The sequence below is a fragment of the Dyadobacter sp. CY347 genome (genome assembly GCF_021502655.1).
Classification (GTDB): domain Bacteria; phylum Bacteroidota; class Bacteroidia; order Cytophagales; family Spirosomataceae; genus Dyadobacter.
In genome coordinates this window covers 56,623-72,138 of the sequence record NZ_JAKFFT010000002.1, presented here as the reverse complement: position 1 = coordinate 72,138, position 15,516 = coordinate 56,623, and the positions used below count along the sequence as shown (strand labels likewise).

Genomic DNA, 15,516 nt, shown 5'->3' with positions numbered 1-15,516 from the left:
TTTTGGCTTACAATCAAAAAAGGAACTTCTGACCCTGATGCGTGCCGTAAATCGTTTTTTAGTTAATCAAAAATATCTGCTGATCCTGTTTTTGGGCGTGGCGATCTTTGCCAGTTTGCAGTCTTATTTCGGGGGATTGAAAAGTTTTGTGGAAGGCGGCAGGCTGTACACGACTTACAACAACTACATTATATTTAAACAGTCGTTTTTTCACCTGATCGAATCCAAGGATTTGTATGCTTCGTTTGTGGAGGAACAGGGTGATCTTTTTAAATATAGCCCTGCATTTGCATTGATTTTCAGCGTACTGGCGATCCTGCCAGATGTGCTGGGGCTTTCATTATGGAACATTTTGAATGTTACCGTGTTGTTTTACTCTGTCTATTTTCTCCCGCGTATTGATCTTCGGACAAAAGGTTTAATCCTTGTTTTTGTGATCGTAGAAATGCTCACATCCGTCCAGAATGAGCAGAGTAATGCTTTGATTGCGGGTTTGTTCCTATTTACTTTTGGTTTTTTGGAGCGCGGAAAATACTGGATGGCTTCATTTTGCATTGTCTCCACGATTTTCATAAAACTGTTTGGCATCGTAGGCCTTGCGCTGTTTCTTTTATACCCGAATAAACTCAAACTGACCTACACAACTGCCGTTTGGGTGATCGTTTTTACGGCGCTTCCGCTGCTGGTAGTGAATGTGGATCAATTCGTATTTCTTTATAAAAGCTGGGCGAATTTGCTTTCCAATGACCATTCCATTTCAGATGGTTTATCCGTAATAGGTTGGCTGAAAACTTGGTTCGGACTAAATGTCTACAAGACTTATGTCAGCGTTGTGGGCGCAATCTTGTTCTGCATTCCGCTTTTAAGGATCAAACAATACAGCAATTTTACGTTCAGGATGCTGTTACTGGCTTCGATTATGGTCTGGGTGGTTATTTTTAACCACAGGGCTGAGTCGCCCACATTCATTATTGCCATTACAGGCGTTGCGATTTGGTATTATGCGCAGCAGCAGAAGCCCGAGAATTATGTGTTGCTCGTGCTTGCATTCATTTTTACAGCATTATCCCCTACTGATCTTTTCCCAAGATTCATCAGGAACGAATGGATGAAACCTTACGTGGTTAAGGCCGTTCCCTGCATTTTAATCTGGGCTAAAATAACGTATGATCTGCTGTTTGTGAAGCTTTCCCCCAGGATTGAAAAGGAAGTGTTGGAAAAATAAAAAGCGTCACAGGAATGCTGCGGCTGCAATCCTGTAACGCGACATTAATGAACCTTAATTTACCCCAACCAAAGTTCGCTCGACTTCCCTTATTTCATCGGTGGCCAGGTAAATGCTTTTGACGATTTTCTCATAATCATTGGAAACTTCCAAGGTGTAGACACCGTCGTTAATTTCTTCAAAATTCAGTTTGCGTCCATATTTGCTTAGGTGCCTGGGCACATATTCTTCGTGAAGGACTTTGCCTTTGGAGTTCATCAGCCGGATGACTATGCGTTCGCCCTTTGCCTTTTCCATCAGCAGGTTCATGGAAGTCGTATTCTTGACCCTGTACATTCCGATTTTAAACTTTTCGCAGGCGTTATTTTTACATTCCGCTTTTGGCACTAGGCGCGGTGCCGCGGACACATTACTAATTAACAGAAGGGTAAAGGCGGCAGCGGCAATTGCTTTCATCACGTTTCTCATGGCTCTTGAAGGTTACTTTGAGTAAATAATTTTTGAAGATTTTTACCAATGAGAACCTTGCAACCGCCAATGTTGCACGCATTATTTAAACGGCAGAAATTAGTGTTGAATGGTTTTAAGTATATTAATTGGAAGGAATGGTGACGTGACTACCCACCAATAGCAATCATATTCCGGTTTTGTTCGTAATCTGATTTTGCTTGTTTCTCGGTGAAATTAACGTGGCCGCCGTGGGCAAAGTGTTTTTTGTGGAAGTGGGCGTGGATGAGAGCGCGGACGTCGTGGCCTGCGCGAAGAGGCGTTAGAAGATCTGCCTCGGAGGTGTCGAAGAGGCAATTTTTGAGCTTTCCGTCGGCTGTGAGCCTGATGCGGTTGCAGCCGGAGCAGAACGGATGTGTTACTGTGCCGATAATCCCGAATGTCCCGGCACCGCCCGTTACCTGGAAACGATGTGCCGTATCTTGTAATTCACCTGTTAACTGCTGAAAATCAAATTCATTATTGATATCCGAAAGCAGCTCATTGTAGGAAACGATCTTGGACATATCCCACTGATTGCCTTTAAATGGCATGAATTCAATAAATCGAACATGCAGATTCGGCTGTTCCAGGGTCATCCGGACGAAATCATTGACTTCATCTTCATTAATGCCCTTCATCACCACCATATTGATCTTTACAACAAAACCTTCCGCAAGCAACAACCTGATGTTGTCCAGAGTCTTTGTAAAATGATCCCGCTTGGTGACGGCCCTGAACCTATCCTCCCGCAATGTATCCAGACTTACATTCAGTGAATTAACACCGGCTTCTTTTAAATTACCAATAAACTGATCAACGAAAACAGCATTGGTCGTTAATGTTAGTGAGGTCGGCAGCTTGCCCAGGTCAGAAACGATCTGCCCGACATCCTTCCGAATCAATGGCTCTCCACCGGTCAGACGGATTTTATCGACACCCATTTCCACAAAAATCTCTGCAAGCGCTTTGATTTCATCGGCTTGCATAAGCCATTTGGAAGGCATAAACTGCATGTCCTCCTGCGGCATACAATAGGTGCAGCGCAAATTACACTTATCTGTCAGCGAAATACGCAGATAAGTATGCTTGCGACCGAATGTATCAACTATGGGTAAGGACATTATTCTAATTTAATCGTGTTTTTTTCCCTCTATAACACTAAAAACATGCAGGACCTGAGGGAACAATGCATCCATATATTCTGAAACTCCGCCTGTGCTTCCCGGCATAGTAATGACCAGTGTTTCACCAATTAAACCGCCTACGGACCTTGATAACATGGCTGTCGGCATGCGGTCCTGGCCATAATTCCTGGCCGTTTCCGCAATTCCCGGAATCTCCTTTTCAAGTAATTCCGATACCGCTTCCGGTGTAACATCCCTGTGAGACAACCCGGTTCCGCCTGTGATTAAAATAAGCTGATAATCTGCATTGCAAAGGCTTCTGATCTTTTCCTGAATGTTGGCTTTGTCATCCGGGATAATGCTGTAATCGCTGGCAACAATTTTCAGCACTTCCAGTTTTTCGATAATTTTCTTTCCGGACCTGTCTCCACCAATCCCATTTGAAATGCTGTCTGAACAAACTATAACAGCAGTTTTAAGATTTTCAGGTATCGCCTTCCGATCGCTCTTCCCTCCTTTTTTCTCCAATAACCTGATGTTCCTGATTTCGACACCTTTATCAATCGGTTTAAGCATATCATACATGGTGAGCGCAACCACTGACGCGCCGTGCATGGCTTCCACTTCGACGCCCGTTTTATATATCGTCTTGACGGTCAGCTCAATGATGATGGTCAGATCTTCAATGCGGTAATTCACGCCCGTATATTCGACCGGGATCGGATGGCAATCTGGCAGCAGGTCCGGTGTTTTTTTCACGGCCAGAAATCCGGCCGCTTTTGCCATCTCAAAAACGTCGCCCTTGGGAACATTTCGTTCCTGAATGGCCGTGATGGTTTCTGCTTTGCTTACCTGCACAATGGCCTGCGCAGTGGCAATGCGTAATGTGTTGCTTTTATGCGTAATGTCTACCAATGGAATTTTATTTATTTTCTTTCCAGACGTAATTTCCTCCTTCGCCTAACAGTTCCTTTCCGAAGATCGGGACATTTGCCTTAATTTCTTCGACAATGTACTCCGAGGCTTCAAAAGCGGCGCGGCGATGGGGCGAGGAGACGAAAACAAACAGGCTGATTTCACCCGTCGGGACAATGCCCAGACTGTGGTAAATGTGCATGCATGTCAGCTCGAATTTTTCAAAAGCCGCTTCCCTGATCTCGTAAAATGCTTTTTCCGCCATTTCTTCGTAAGCCGAATAATCGATTCCGGTTACGACGCCATCCGTTTTTTGGTCTGCCCGGATCTGGCCTAAAAATATTGCGTGTGCACCAATGGTCGTTTTAGACTGATGGCTCGCTATCGATTTGGAAACAAAATCAGGGCTAATAGGTCCCTGAACGAATACTTTTTTATGCTTATGCTCTTTTTCCATGAAATGTTCTTGGGATTTAGGCTCAATATAAGGCTCAGCCTCCTGCGAATGGCGGCAGCAAGGCGATTTCTGATGCGTTATCAATGGAAACGTAATCTTGCGAAATCTTTTGATCCACGGCAATTTTAAATTTTTTCTCCCGCATAGCCGGATAACGTTCGATAATCTGGTTACGAAAATCGCCAACAGTCAGATTTTGATCAGCAACCCAAACCTCGTTCGCCTGGCCGGTAATTTCTGCCAGCATTCCGTAATATGACACCTGAATGCTCATTGCTTATATTTTCTGTTTTAAAGGCTAACACATTTTTTCAAAATCCGATTCAGAAAGGCAACAAATGCACTTCAACCAGATCTCCTTTTTCCACTACATTTTGCGTCACGGGCAGATAAATTATCGCATTAGCAATGGCAAACGAGCGCAATGCAAACGATTCCTGTCCATCCAGCGGTATCACTTCGCCATTAATGATTAGTCCTTTCAAGAACTCGTCGCGCTCGCCATTAAATGAACAAGCATATTTTGCCGGCATTTTTAATGTTGTCAGAAACGGGTCTTTTTTACCAGCCATAATCCTCAAAGCGGGCAGCACATATTCATAATAGCAAACCAGCGAGGATGCCGGATTTCCGGGCAATGCAAAAAACAGCGTGTCATTCTTTTTTGCAAATAACAATGGTTTTCCGGGCTTCTGCCGTACTTTATAAAACACTGTTTCTGCGCCTAATGCCGCAACTGCTTTTCCTACGAAATCATAATCGCCCACCGAAATCCCGCCGGAAGCAAGCACAACGTCATTCGTTTCTGCCAGCTCGCTAAGGCCATGAATAGTTGATTCCAGATCGTCTGCGGCATATTTTATTTCAAGACCTGCTATTCCCTCCTGCTGTAATGCTGCGGCAAGCATAGCAGAATTGGATTCAAAGATTTTCCCATGCACAAGCGGATCGCCCTTATGAAGCAACTCATCGCCCGTTACCAGCAATCCGACTTTTGGTTTTTTGTAAACATTGACCTCCCATACATTCATTCCCTGCAAAAAGCCTATGCTCCCAGGTGATAAAAAGGTGCCTTGTTCCAGTGCAACAGCGCCTTCCAGGATCTGCTGCCCAATGTTCCTTACATTTTTACCTGGTGGCACCGGGAATTCCCGGATCGTAACACTTCCGTTTGCTGACGAAGTATTTTCCTGCATAATGACAGCAGTTGCACCCTCGGGAACTGGCGCTCCGGTAAAAATGCGCATCGCCGAGCCCGGACTTAATGCTGGTGTGGAAGTTTGCCCCGCTTTTGATTCCCCTTCTAATTTGAGAATCGTGCCCGCCTCCTGTATGTCGCTGTGTATGATTGCATAACCGTCCATGGACGACTGCCGGAATGAGGGTAATGCCAAAGGCGCAAGGATATCCGCCGCCAAAACATGCCCCAAAGCGTTTCCCATCTCCACAATATTGGCGGGCAGGGAACTGACATTTTCCAGGATCTTTTGTTTCGCCTCCTTAACTGTGACCATAATCTCGCAAAATAGTGCAAAAACGCAAGTTACTATTTCTGTGATTCTGAAAGTTTAAAACAATATACCATTGGCAAGGAATTTGTTAAAAATAGTCCGGCACAACATAAGTAAGTCAAATAATGGACTGAATGTTGCGTGTAAAACTTTGATTATCAGCTATCCATATTATGTTCTTACAATTATTTCTATATTAAATTATATCAATTGTAAGATTTGGCGTTTGGTTATTCACTATTAAGCAAAGGATAAATTTTGATTTTGTGCGTTTTTACAAAGCAAACCTAGGAAATGATCGTGAAACACCAAATGCGAATGTCTTGAATTAATACTACAAAGCGGTTACATAATTGCCTATAAATCAAAGTTTTACAAAAGAATGAAATATTTTTAATTCAAATGCCGTTATCTTTGCTCCGGCTTTAAGCCTTTATACTATGTTCCACGAAATGAAAAATGAATGATTAAACTTATCTTTATGGCCCTCTCAATCGCAATAATGGGTAACGAACCAGTGAGCGAGGTGGGGGTGGAAAAGAAGGAACTGAAAGAGACAACAATTATAGATTCAGATCTTCTTGCTATTGACTTCTGTGGCGAGGCCATTCCATTATCAGAGCTTCGCATCGCTGAGCGGTATCAAAAAATGATCAGAAATTACGACAACCCCACCTTTCGTAAGCTGATGACAAAGACCCAAAAAAGAATCAAGATTATAGAACCGATTCTTAAAAAGTACGGAGTACCAGCCGATTTTAAATATCTTCCTTTGATAGAGAGCGCAATGAGTGACGACGCAAAATCGCACCGCGGCGCAGGAGGCTACTGGCAGCTGATGCCGGCAACAGCCAAATCTCTTGGGCTGGTTGTGAATGAAACCAGGGACGACCGCAAACATCTCGTCAAATCAACGCATGCAGCAGGAAAATATCTGCGCAATCTATATCGTCAGCTTGGTTCATGGACACTCGTTGCTGCTGCTTATAATGCAGGACCAACGCACATTCAGAATAAACTGGATGCCCAGAACAAGGACGATTATTTCAAGCTGCGTTTAAACTCAGAAACCACCCGTTACATTTATAAATTACTGGCTGTAAAAGAATGGTTTAACAACCCTGAAAGAAGCAAAGAATGGGTTAGCGGAGACGTGGTTGACCGTTTGGCAGACTTCAAGGTGGAGCAGAAAAAAGCGGATCTTCAGTTGGCTAAGCAAACTGATAAAGTGGCTGCTGATTCTTAATCCAATCATTTTATTTGGCATAAAGTTGAAGAAAAGGATACATTATCCTTTTCTTTGTGTTGTTATGAAACGTCAGATCAACTGACTGGAAACAACTTCAATTTTTATTCAAATTCTCTTTAAAATCAATATGACAAAAGCAGAAATGATCACCGATAAAGGCACGATGCTGATCGAGTTTTACGATGCGGACGCACCCGGAACGGTGAAAAACTTTGTTGATCTTTCAAAAAAAGGATTTTACGACGGACTGATCTTTCACAGGGTTATACCTGATTTCATGGTGCAAGGCGGCGATCCAACCGGAACCGGTCGCGGAGGCCCTGGTTACAAAATCGATTGCGAGCTTACTGGCGGCAATCAATATCATGACCGCGGCGTGCTTTCCATGGCACATGCAGGACGTAACACGGGCGGATCACAGTTTTTTATCTGTCACAGCCGCAATAACACGGCTCATTTGGACGGAAACCATACTTGCTTCGGCAAAGTGGTGGATGGCGTTGATACAGTTGACTTGCTTCGCCAGGGTGACAAGATCCAGAAAATTACCATTATCGAAGAACAGGCTTAATCTCCTGATCATCTTTAAACGCAAAAAGGCTTGGATCGCTCCAAGCCTTTTCTTTTTGCCCTTCCCGTGTTACCAGAAGTAAGCGTATAAGAATGTAATGATACTAATTACGATCACTGCACCAACGATGAAGCTGCGGTGCGGCACGAACATCGCTGTGTCGATTGCCAAACCTTTCTTTTCATCAGGCAGTACCAATCCCAGAATTACCATCACCACCACGCAGATCAGGAATACAAGGCCCATACGATCCAGGAACGGAACTTGCGTCCAGTCGGCAAATGGGAAGTAATTGTTGTGCATGGCCAACGCGATAAGGAAACCACCTACGATGGCGAATAATGCTCCGGCTGAGTTGGTGCGCTTCCAGAAAAAGCCCATGATAAATGATGCAAAAATACCCGGTGAAAGTAAACCAGTCATTTCCTGAATGAATTGGAAACCACCTTTTTTATCAATGCCCATATAAGGAGAAACGACGATTGCCAGGATCATCGAAACCACAACAACGATACGCCCGATGCGCACGAGCGTTTTCTCGTCCGAGTTTTTACCGATATAATTTTTGAAAATATCCAAGGTAAAAATTGTTGAAATACTATTTGCCTTACCAGCCAACGAAGCCACAACGGCGGCAGTTAATGCTGCGAAAGAAAGCCCTTTCAAACCCGCAGGAAGCAAATTCAGCAGCACAGGATAAGCTTTATCTGCATTGATCTGGCCATCTGCATCAAGCATTTCTGCCTGGAACATTCCTTTGCTATACAATGCGTAAGCTGCAATACCCGGCAAAACCACGATAACCGGCATTAAAAGTTTCAGAAACGCCGCGAACAAGATCCCGTTACGGGCAGTTTTCAGATCAGCGCCCAAAGCGCGTTGGGTAATGTATTGATTACAGCCCCAGTAGTTCAGGTTCACGATCCACATCCCGCCAAGGAGCACCGTCAAACCAGGCAACTGCATGTAAAATGGACTTGTTTTAGGGAAGATCATGTGGAAGTGGTCGTCATGATTTTCGCGCATCATTTTAATCCCTGTCATTACGCCGTCGATTCCAGCCTCACCCGAAACCAGGTTAATCGCCAGATACGTCGTTGCAAGACCACCGATCACCAGGAAGAAAACCTGGATAACATCCGTAAAACCAATCACTTTCATACCGCCAATCGTGATAATGATCGCGAAAACGGCCAGTGCGATCATACAAAACTGGAAATCCAACCCGGAAATACCCGAAACGGCCAGCGCTCCCAGATAAAGGATAGAAGTAAGGTTTACAAGAATGTACAATGCCAGCCAGAAAACGGCCATAATTAAGCTCACCGTCGGATTATAACGCTGGCTCAGAAACTGAGGCATCGTGTAAATCTTGTTTTTGAGATAAATAGGCATAAAAAAAACGGCTACAATCACGAGTGTTGCGGCCGCCATCCATTCATATGTTGAAATACCCAAACCCATCGAAAAACCGTTTCCGGACATTCCAATGAACTGCTCTGCTGAAATATTGGAAGCAATTAACGACGCTCCGATCGCCCACCACGTCAGCGAACCTTCCGCTAAAAAGAAATCCTTGGTTGACTCAACTGTTGACCTTTTCCTTTGATAAATCCAATAACCGTAACCGGAGACGACAATGAAGTAAAAGAAGAAAACAATATAATCCAGGCTTTGTAATTGTTGCATTTCAAATAATAAAATAGATGAATGTATGAAGTTGATTAGTTTAAATCGAAAGGTACATTATTTTCAGAAAATAGTGCAAAATGAAAATGGACACGGGAATAATAGTCCTAAAATTTTATTGTGCTCATAAATATAGTTACAAGTGTTAAATCGACATGTATTTATTCCGATATTTTCTTTGAATCCTGAAATCTGAGCGGATTTGTGGGTAATTTCTTAAACCAGTAAGCGCGTTTTTTGGCCTCTGCAAGCGCATAAGCCTCTTGAAATGATTTTCCATTTTTCATTTCACCGATCAAGCGCTGCAAACCATCCTCTTCTGAAAGGATAAGCCAATAAGAAACTTCCAGCCCAGCCGACATATAAGCAAGCATGACCTGCTTTTGACTGGCATTAAAAAATCCTTTGATAGAAGCCATATCCCGGAGTTCCAGAATTTGCTGGCCGCCGCCTGTGTAGTAGAGCCATTCGTCCATATAATCGAAATAGCGGCCGATGTTGTCGGGATTATTGACAAATCGCCGATCGAGCATGAGGGCGATGCCTTCGTTGAACCATTGCGGAATTTCTGTTGCGATGGTCCACCAACCCAATCGGGCAAGCAATTCGGTATGGCTCATTTCATGGCTGATCACATCCACATTCATTCCCTGTGTATTCAAAATCACAAAAGAATGTCCCCAAGGCGTCCCCAAACTACACCCCGCCCCTTCCGTACTGCTGCAATATTTCTGATATTCCTGCGGATTGCTGCAAACGATAATGGTAGGATTGGATTTTTTACCATTGAAAAATGAATCAACTCTTGCCTCCGAGCGATGAATAATAGATTTAATCTTTTTGTAATGAACCGGTTTAACGTCTTGGCTGAAATAAATTTTTCCACTATCCGAACGGAAGTCAGACAGACGGATTAATTCACAATAAAATATTTGGGGATATAGGAAGAAGAGGCTAGCAGTGATAATGATAAAACCGGTAACAAACAGCTTTCCCAGCTTGAAATAGAGGTGCTGGGAAGAGTTGTTGGGTTTCAAAAGGTTGGGTTGGGTTGAAGTTTAAAGAGCGAAGCAGTTACTTCAAAGCCTCCTGTCACGCTGAGCGGAGTCGAAGCGGCGTTCACCAAGGAGTAGCGTGCCCGGGGGCGGGGCGCCCCCGCGCCGCACACCACGTCGACGCGCCGCTTCGACTCCGCTCAGCGTGACAGGGGATGTTAATATTGCACACTGCATGCTCAGCGTGAAAGGGGATTCAACTGCTGACGAGCCTCAATGCTTAAAATGACGCACGCCAGTAGTTACCATCGCCACGCCATTCGCATTGCAGTAATCCGTAGAATCTTTATCACGAATAGAACCGCCCGGCTGCACAACTGCTGTGATCCCAGCTAAATGCGCGATCTCAACGCAGTCGGCAAAAGGGAAGAATGCGTCTGAGGCCATTACTGCTCCGTTCAGATCGAAGCCGAATGCTTTGGCTTTGTCGATGGCCTGGCGCAAGGCGTCCACGCGGGAAGTCTGTCCGGTTCCGCTGGCCAGAAGTTGGTTTTCTTTCGCTAGAACGATTGTGTTGGATTTGGTATGCTTGCAGACTTTCAATGCAAATTCAAGCGCAGTAAGCTCATTGGCGGTAGGAGCCTTTTCTGTAACCGTTTTAAATTGGGACTGAACTTCGGTAGAAAGATCTTTATCCTGCACTAAAACGCCGTTCAGAATGGTTTTGAACATAATTTGTGGCAAAACCACTGCATTGCGTTTTAGCAAAATCCTGTTTTTCTTCGATTTTAATAATTGCAACGCATCTTCATCATATTCCGGAGCGATCAGAATCTCCATGAACAATTTATTAAGTTCCTCAGCAGTAGCAAGATCTACTTTTGTATTCGTGATCACCACACCACCAAATGCCGAAACCGGATCGCAGGCCAATGCATTGTCGTAAGCTTCCTTCGCTGTTGGGGCAGTTGCAATTCCGCAGGCATTTGTATGCTTAATAATGGCGAATGTTGGCTGCGCATCTGCGAATTCGTCTATCAGACTTACGCAGGCATCAACGTCAACTAAATTATTATACGAAAGCTCCTTACCATGCAGTTTATCAAAAATCCCTTCCAGATCGCCGTAGTAAGTGGCATTCTGGTGCGGGTTTTCGCCGTAACGCAATGTTTGCGAAGCCAGGCTTGTAAAGTCAAAAAGCGCTTTATCTGTTTTTTCTTTATCAGCTGTGAAAAAGCGATTGATTGCGCCATCGTAATGTGACGAAACCGCAAATGCTTGTCCAGCGTAGTAACGACGATCTTCAATGTCTGTCGCGCCTGCTTTTGCAGTCAGCAACTCCACAACCTCTGCATATTGGCTGCGTGATGAAACGATCAGCGTGTCTTTAAAATTTTTGGCAGTAGCACGAATCAGCGAAATGCCTCCAATGTCGATTTTTTCAATAATATCCTCCTCGCCTGCGCCCGAAGCAACGGTTTCTTCAAAAGGATAAAGATCCACAACCACCAGATCAATGGCAGGAATATTGTATTGCTGCGCTTGCGCCACATCACCTGCATCATCGCGGCGATAAAGAATGCCGCCCATAATGGCAGGGTGCAACGTTTTAACCCGTCCTCCGAAAATAGAAGGGTAACCGGTCAGTTCCTCCGCGGCAGTTACAGGAATGTTCAGGTTTTCAATGAAAGTCTGAGTGCCGCCGGTGGAGTAGAGTTTGACACCGTTGTTGTGCAGCAGGCGAACCAAAGGTTCAAGTCCGTCCTTATAATATACAGATATAAGAGCGGATTGGATTTTTTTCGACATTGTGGAATGTTAGACTAATGATTTCTCTGACTGAAAAATAAACCGCAAAGATAGCCGAAAAAACGACGAAGTTTGAAGCAGAAACTGCTAAAATCGGGGAGATAACTTACGAATTATAAGCATTAAATATAAAAAGCGATGAATCTGGATTTAAGTGGAAAAACGGCATTGGTTTGCGGAAGCACACAGGGAATTGGCCTTGCATCGGCCGTTGAACTCGCATTATTAGGCGCAAATGTGACATTAATAGCCCGTAATGAAGAAAAATTGCGAGAAGCCGTCGACACGCTCGACACCTCGGTCGGGCAGCTTCACCGTTACGTCGTCGCGGATTTTGCAGACCATAACAATGTAAAGGAAGCCATTGATAATTACCTCCGCCTCGTACCGGACGTCCACATTCTCGTCAACAACACAGGCGGCCCCTCCGGCGGCCCGATCATTGAAGCCGACCCCGACCAGTTTCTCAAAACATTTCAAATGCATTTGACCAACAACCAGTTTCTGGCTCAGGCAGTGGTTCCGTCCATGAAAAGAGCAGGTTATGGCCGCATTGTCAACATTATCAGCACTTCGGTGAAGCAACCGATCATTGGTTTAGGCGTATCCAACACCATCCGCGGAGCCGTAGCCAGCTGGTCAAAGACATTATCATTGGAATTAGGCCAGTTTGGGATCACTTCCAATAACATTTTGCCAGGTTACACCGTTACATCGCGCCTGGATTCTGTTTTGGAAATGCGCAGCAAAAATTCAGGTAAATCAAAGGATGAAGTTGCTCAGGAATTACAATCCAGCATTCCCATCCGCCGGTTTAGCGAGGCAAAAGAAGTTGCAGCCGCAGTCGCGTTTTTGTGTTCGCCAGCCGCCGCAAGCATTAGCGGAGTGAACCTGCCGGTGGATGGTGGCAGGACGGAGAGTATGTAGTATTAATTTTATAAAAAATTAAGTAAAATCGAGTTTACTTTGATACATTTGGAGACCACTCCAAATGTATTTTTTTGTGCATATACTTCGTTCTGCTCTCTGCATTACTTTATTATGTATCTCTTTCACTTCTATTGCGCAGAGAGATTCTGTCTTTGTTAAGAATCAATTAGCTCCTCTGATCGGGAAGACTGTCCTAAGTTATAAAAAACAGCAAGTTTCTGTGTCTGGCGTCAAAGGCAGGCAACTCATTCCATTCGCCAATGTGATGGAAATAAGGAATGAGAATGGGAAACGCTTCATAAACCGGACAATTGGCAACCGGGATGCAATGCTAACATTACTGGTGAAAGGGTCAAATAGTCTGCTGTTTAATGACCATACCAAGATTTTTTATATCGAGAAAAACGATTCCTTGCTGGTCATTGCGCCAAAGCATGTCCAGCGCGCATTACCGATCATCTTTGGAAAAGAGCTTGTTCAAGCGTACTATATCAAATCAAATATCAGACCGCTGTATTCAGCGCGTTATCTAAAAAACCTGACTGTTTACGCAAACGAAGCCGCAAATGGAGAATCCTTCATTTTCGAGGAAAGCATGAACCAATTCAAAACCACTGTCCGAATTGGACCGTATGTGGGTTATGGTTTTAATAAAACTGCTTTTGACATTAATGCTGGAACTGTCAAAGGAAGAGTTGCCTATCGAAAAACTGAATTTAATAGCAGTTCGTCCATTCCACTTGGCCTTCGAATCGATCTGGATCTTTTTAAAAGAGTCGGGATTGAGCTGGGGGCTTATTTTAACAAAACGAAGGCCGAAAACATTTTCCTTGAAAACACCGGCTTTCATAGTATCCCGTTTCCGCAGTCTATCCTTATCCCAAAAAAATATGATACAGACCTTAAAACGACTGGTTTCTTATCCAGTACCATGCATTTTGACCTGGCTATGAATGTGGTTCTGAATCGTGACGAAAGAAACAAGTTCAAGCCTTATGCATTTGCTGGCCCAACCATTGCAATCATGCTTAGGAACGAAATAAAACAGGGTATTGGTTATCAAGAAGATCCGCAATCTGAAATGGCATATTTTCATAGATGGTCTAAATTAGATTCAAAAAAATATCTGGTAGGCCTCAATGCGGGTTTAGCCGCCGACTATGCTATCACCAAGCGCATTACATTAAATGCTTCTGCTAAATTCACCGGTGGCATTTATCCGAAAATTCGTAACCGAACATTTCTCCCAAAAACTCAAAATGACACTTCTATGCCTGAAAGCGGGTTCGGAATGTTTGATTCTAGCTTCTGGCATTCCTATGACCAATATCTGCGTATGGTCAGTGTGGGTACCTCAGCAACTTATACATTGTAAATCCAAATCCTTTACTTAATATCATAAGGACACGATGCGCTTTCTCAAATCAACATTAATCTCCGCGATAGCCTTGGCACTATCGTTTTCCTGTTCAAAAGATGACCATGCAACACCGAAATCATGCAGGTATATTGGTCAGAACTATGAAATGAAACAATCCCGCCCTGGTGAAATTTATAGTGAGACGTTTGTTTCTAACTTTAAACAAGACGACGCAGGGAATCTAGTTGAGGCATCAGCGACAAGAAGAACGATTAGTATGGATATGTATACCGAGGCGATCAACACAGATGTCACCGAAACCAGACTATACATTCTTAAATATAATGAAGAGGGATTTCTTGCCGAGATGACCTTAACCACATTGACTTTACAGGAAGGCGGAATAAAAAACACTTTTCTATATGATAATTATCCTGCTTATCGGCATGGAAAAATCATAGCCAAGGAAGTTACCAAATTTAACTACGAATCAAATTTACTGCGAAGCTCAACTAAAACCAGTGTTGTCGAATTTAAAAGTGAAAGAAATCTGGATGTAAAAGTTAATGCTGATGTCAAGAAAGAATACATTTATGAACCAAATGGGGTCATTAAAACAATTACAGAAACAATTGGCAGCAGCACTACAGTAACACCATTTAAAAATGGGATTAAGGCGTCGACTCCAACAATGACATATGATGACAAAGGACAGCTTACTAAGCTTTTGTTTTATGACGTCGAATATGACTTCACATATGACACTAAAGGGGATCTAATCACTTATAAAGGCACATCTCAGTCGAAACAACAGTTCCTCGAAACAAGAACTTATGACGACAACATAAATCCGGATAAACTTCTTCCCGCAAAATTCAAAGGTATTCCTGAAGAAATGAGGATTTTACAATTTACGGACGGAGGCAATAACCTAACCAGCAGCAAATCCGTTTATCCCAACCGGCCTGATTATGAACAGAAGACGATCTATCAATATAATGCTTCCGGGTATCCTATCACGGCGGTTACTACCTATATACAATCCGGCTCTACGGCTACAAAAACAACATCCTACAACTACCAGGATTGTCAATAAACAGCCCCTTCAAATAATTAACCGGTTGCGTATGATCGAGGCGGATGTTTCAGCGACTTACAAGTTATAGTTAAACATTTCAAATTAATATTGTCT

General features: G+C 43.6%; 15 protein-coding genes. 6 read left to right on the top strand and 9 right to left on the bottom strand.

Going from position 1 to position 15,516, the window contains the following annotated elements; all coding sequences use genetic code 11:
• The first annotated feature begins 37 nt into the window (after window positions 1–37).
• Window positions 38–1,225, top strand: a complete 1,188-nt coding sequence (locus L0659_RS01015) for a glycosyltransferase family 87 protein (RefSeq protein WP_235123659.1) — start codon at window positions 38–40, stop codon at window positions 1,223–1,225.
• A 54-nt stretch (window positions 1,226–1,279) separates the two neighbouring features.
• Here L0659_RS01015 and L0659_RS01010 read toward each other — a convergent pair whose 3' ends face one another.
• The 6 genes from L0659_RS01010 to glp form a co-directional block, all read right to left on the bottom strand.
• Entirely contained in the window at window positions 1,280–1,693 is a 414-nt protein-coding gene (locus L0659_RS01010; RefSeq protein ID WP_235123658.1) for a hypothetical protein, read from the bottom strand.
• 149 nt (window positions 1,694–1,842) lie between these two features.
• Entirely contained in the window at window positions 1,843–2,835 is a 993-nt protein-coding gene (gene moaA, locus L0659_RS01005; protein ID WP_235123657.1) for a GTP 3',8-cyclase MoaA, read from the bottom strand.
• Window positions 2,836–2,844: 9 nt separating this feature from the next.
• Window positions 2,845–3,753: a bifunctional molybdenum cofactor biosynthesis protein MoaC/MoaB gene (moaCB, locus tag L0659_RS01000; RefSeq protein WP_235123656.1), complete on the bottom strand. Its 909-nt coding sequence runs from the start codon at window positions 3,751–3,753 to the stop codon at window positions 2,845–2,847.
• 7 nt (window positions 3,754–3,760) lie between these two features.
• Window positions 3,761–4,210 carry a molybdenum cofactor biosynthesis protein MoaE gene (locus L0659_RS00995; RefSeq protein ID WP_235123655.1) on the bottom strand — a complete coding sequence of 150 codons (450 nt, stop codon included), beginning with the start codon at window positions 4,208–4,210 and terminating at the stop codon, window positions 3,761–3,763.
• Between the two features lie 34 nt (window positions 4,211–4,244).
• A complete protein-coding gene (locus L0659_RS00990; RefSeq protein WP_235123654.1) occupies window positions 4,245–4,484 on the bottom strand; it encodes a MoaD/ThiS family protein in 240 nt (79 codons plus the stop codon).
• A 49-nt stretch (window positions 4,485–4,533) separates the two neighbouring features.
• Window positions 4,534–5,724: a gephyrin-like molybdotransferase Glp gene (gene glp, locus L0659_RS00985; protein ID WP_235123653.1), complete on the bottom strand. Its 1,191-nt coding sequence runs from the start codon at window positions 5,722–5,724 to the stop codon at window positions 4,534–4,536.
• Between the two features lie 478 nt (window positions 5,725–6,202).
• Here glp and L0659_RS00980 point away from each other — a divergent pair, with 478 nt between their 5' ends.
• Window positions 6,203–6,967, top strand: a complete 765-nt coding sequence (locus L0659_RS00980) for a lytic transglycosylase domain-containing protein (protein WP_235123652.1) — start codon at window positions 6,203–6,205, stop codon at window positions 6,965–6,967.
• A gap of 130 nt (window positions 6,968–7,097) precedes the next feature.
• The gene (locus tag L0659_RS00975) at window positions 7,098–7,541 is read left to right on the top strand and encodes a peptidylprolyl isomerase (RefSeq protein WP_235123651.1); all 444 of its coding nucleotides are present in this window, start codon (window positions 7,098–7,100) and stop codon (window positions 7,539–7,541) included.
• Window positions 7,542–7,610: 69 nt separating this feature from the next.
• On the opposite strand, the gene L0659_RS00970 is transcribed toward L0659_RS00975, so the two are convergent.
• From L0659_RS00970 to purH, 3 genes are all read right to left on the bottom strand, one after another.
• Complete coding sequence (locus L0659_RS00970) at window positions 7,611–9,230, bottom strand: sodium:solute symporter family transporter (RefSeq protein ID WP_235123650.1); 1,620 nt, start codon at window positions 9,228–9,230, stop codon at window positions 7,611–7,613.
• A gap of 161 nt (window positions 9,231–9,391) precedes the next feature.
• Window positions 9,392–10,267 carry a hypothetical protein gene (locus tag L0659_RS00965; protein ID WP_235123649.1) on the bottom strand — a complete coding sequence of 292 codons (876 nt, stop codon included), beginning with the start codon at window positions 10,265–10,267 and terminating at the stop codon, window positions 9,392–9,394.
• 231 nt (window positions 10,268–10,498) lie between these two features.
• The gene (gene purH, locus L0659_RS00960) at window positions 10,499–12,034 is read right to left on the bottom strand and encodes a bifunctional phosphoribosylaminoimidazolecarboxamide formyltransferase/IMP cyclohydrolase (protein ID WP_235123648.1); all 1,536 of its coding nucleotides are present in this window, start codon (window positions 12,032–12,034) and stop codon (window positions 10,499–10,501) included.
• 138 nt (window positions 12,035–12,172) lie between these two features.
• Between purH and L0659_RS00955 the strand changes: the two genes are divergently transcribed.
• The 3 genes from L0659_RS00955 to L0659_RS00945 all read left to right on the top strand — a co-directional run bounded on the left by L0659_RS00955 (window position 12,173) and on the right by L0659_RS00945 (window position 15,420).
• On the top strand, window positions 12,173–12,961 hold the full coding sequence (locus L0659_RS00955; RefSeq protein WP_235123647.1) for an SDR family oxidoreductase: 789 nt from the start codon (window positions 12,173–12,175) through the stop codon (window positions 12,959–12,961).
• Window positions 12,962–13,184: 223 nt separating this feature from the next.
• Entirely contained in the window at window positions 13,185–14,339 is a 1,155-nt protein-coding gene (locus tag L0659_RS00950; RefSeq protein WP_235123646.1) for a hypothetical protein, read from the top strand.
• A gap of 34 nt (window positions 14,340–14,373) precedes the next feature.
• The gene (locus tag L0659_RS00945; protein WP_235123645.1) at window positions 14,374–15,420 is read left to right on the top strand and encodes a hypothetical protein; all 1,047 of its coding nucleotides are present in this window, start codon (window positions 14,374–14,376) and stop codon (window positions 15,418–15,420) included.
• Window positions 15,421–15,516 lie beyond the last annotated feature (96 nt).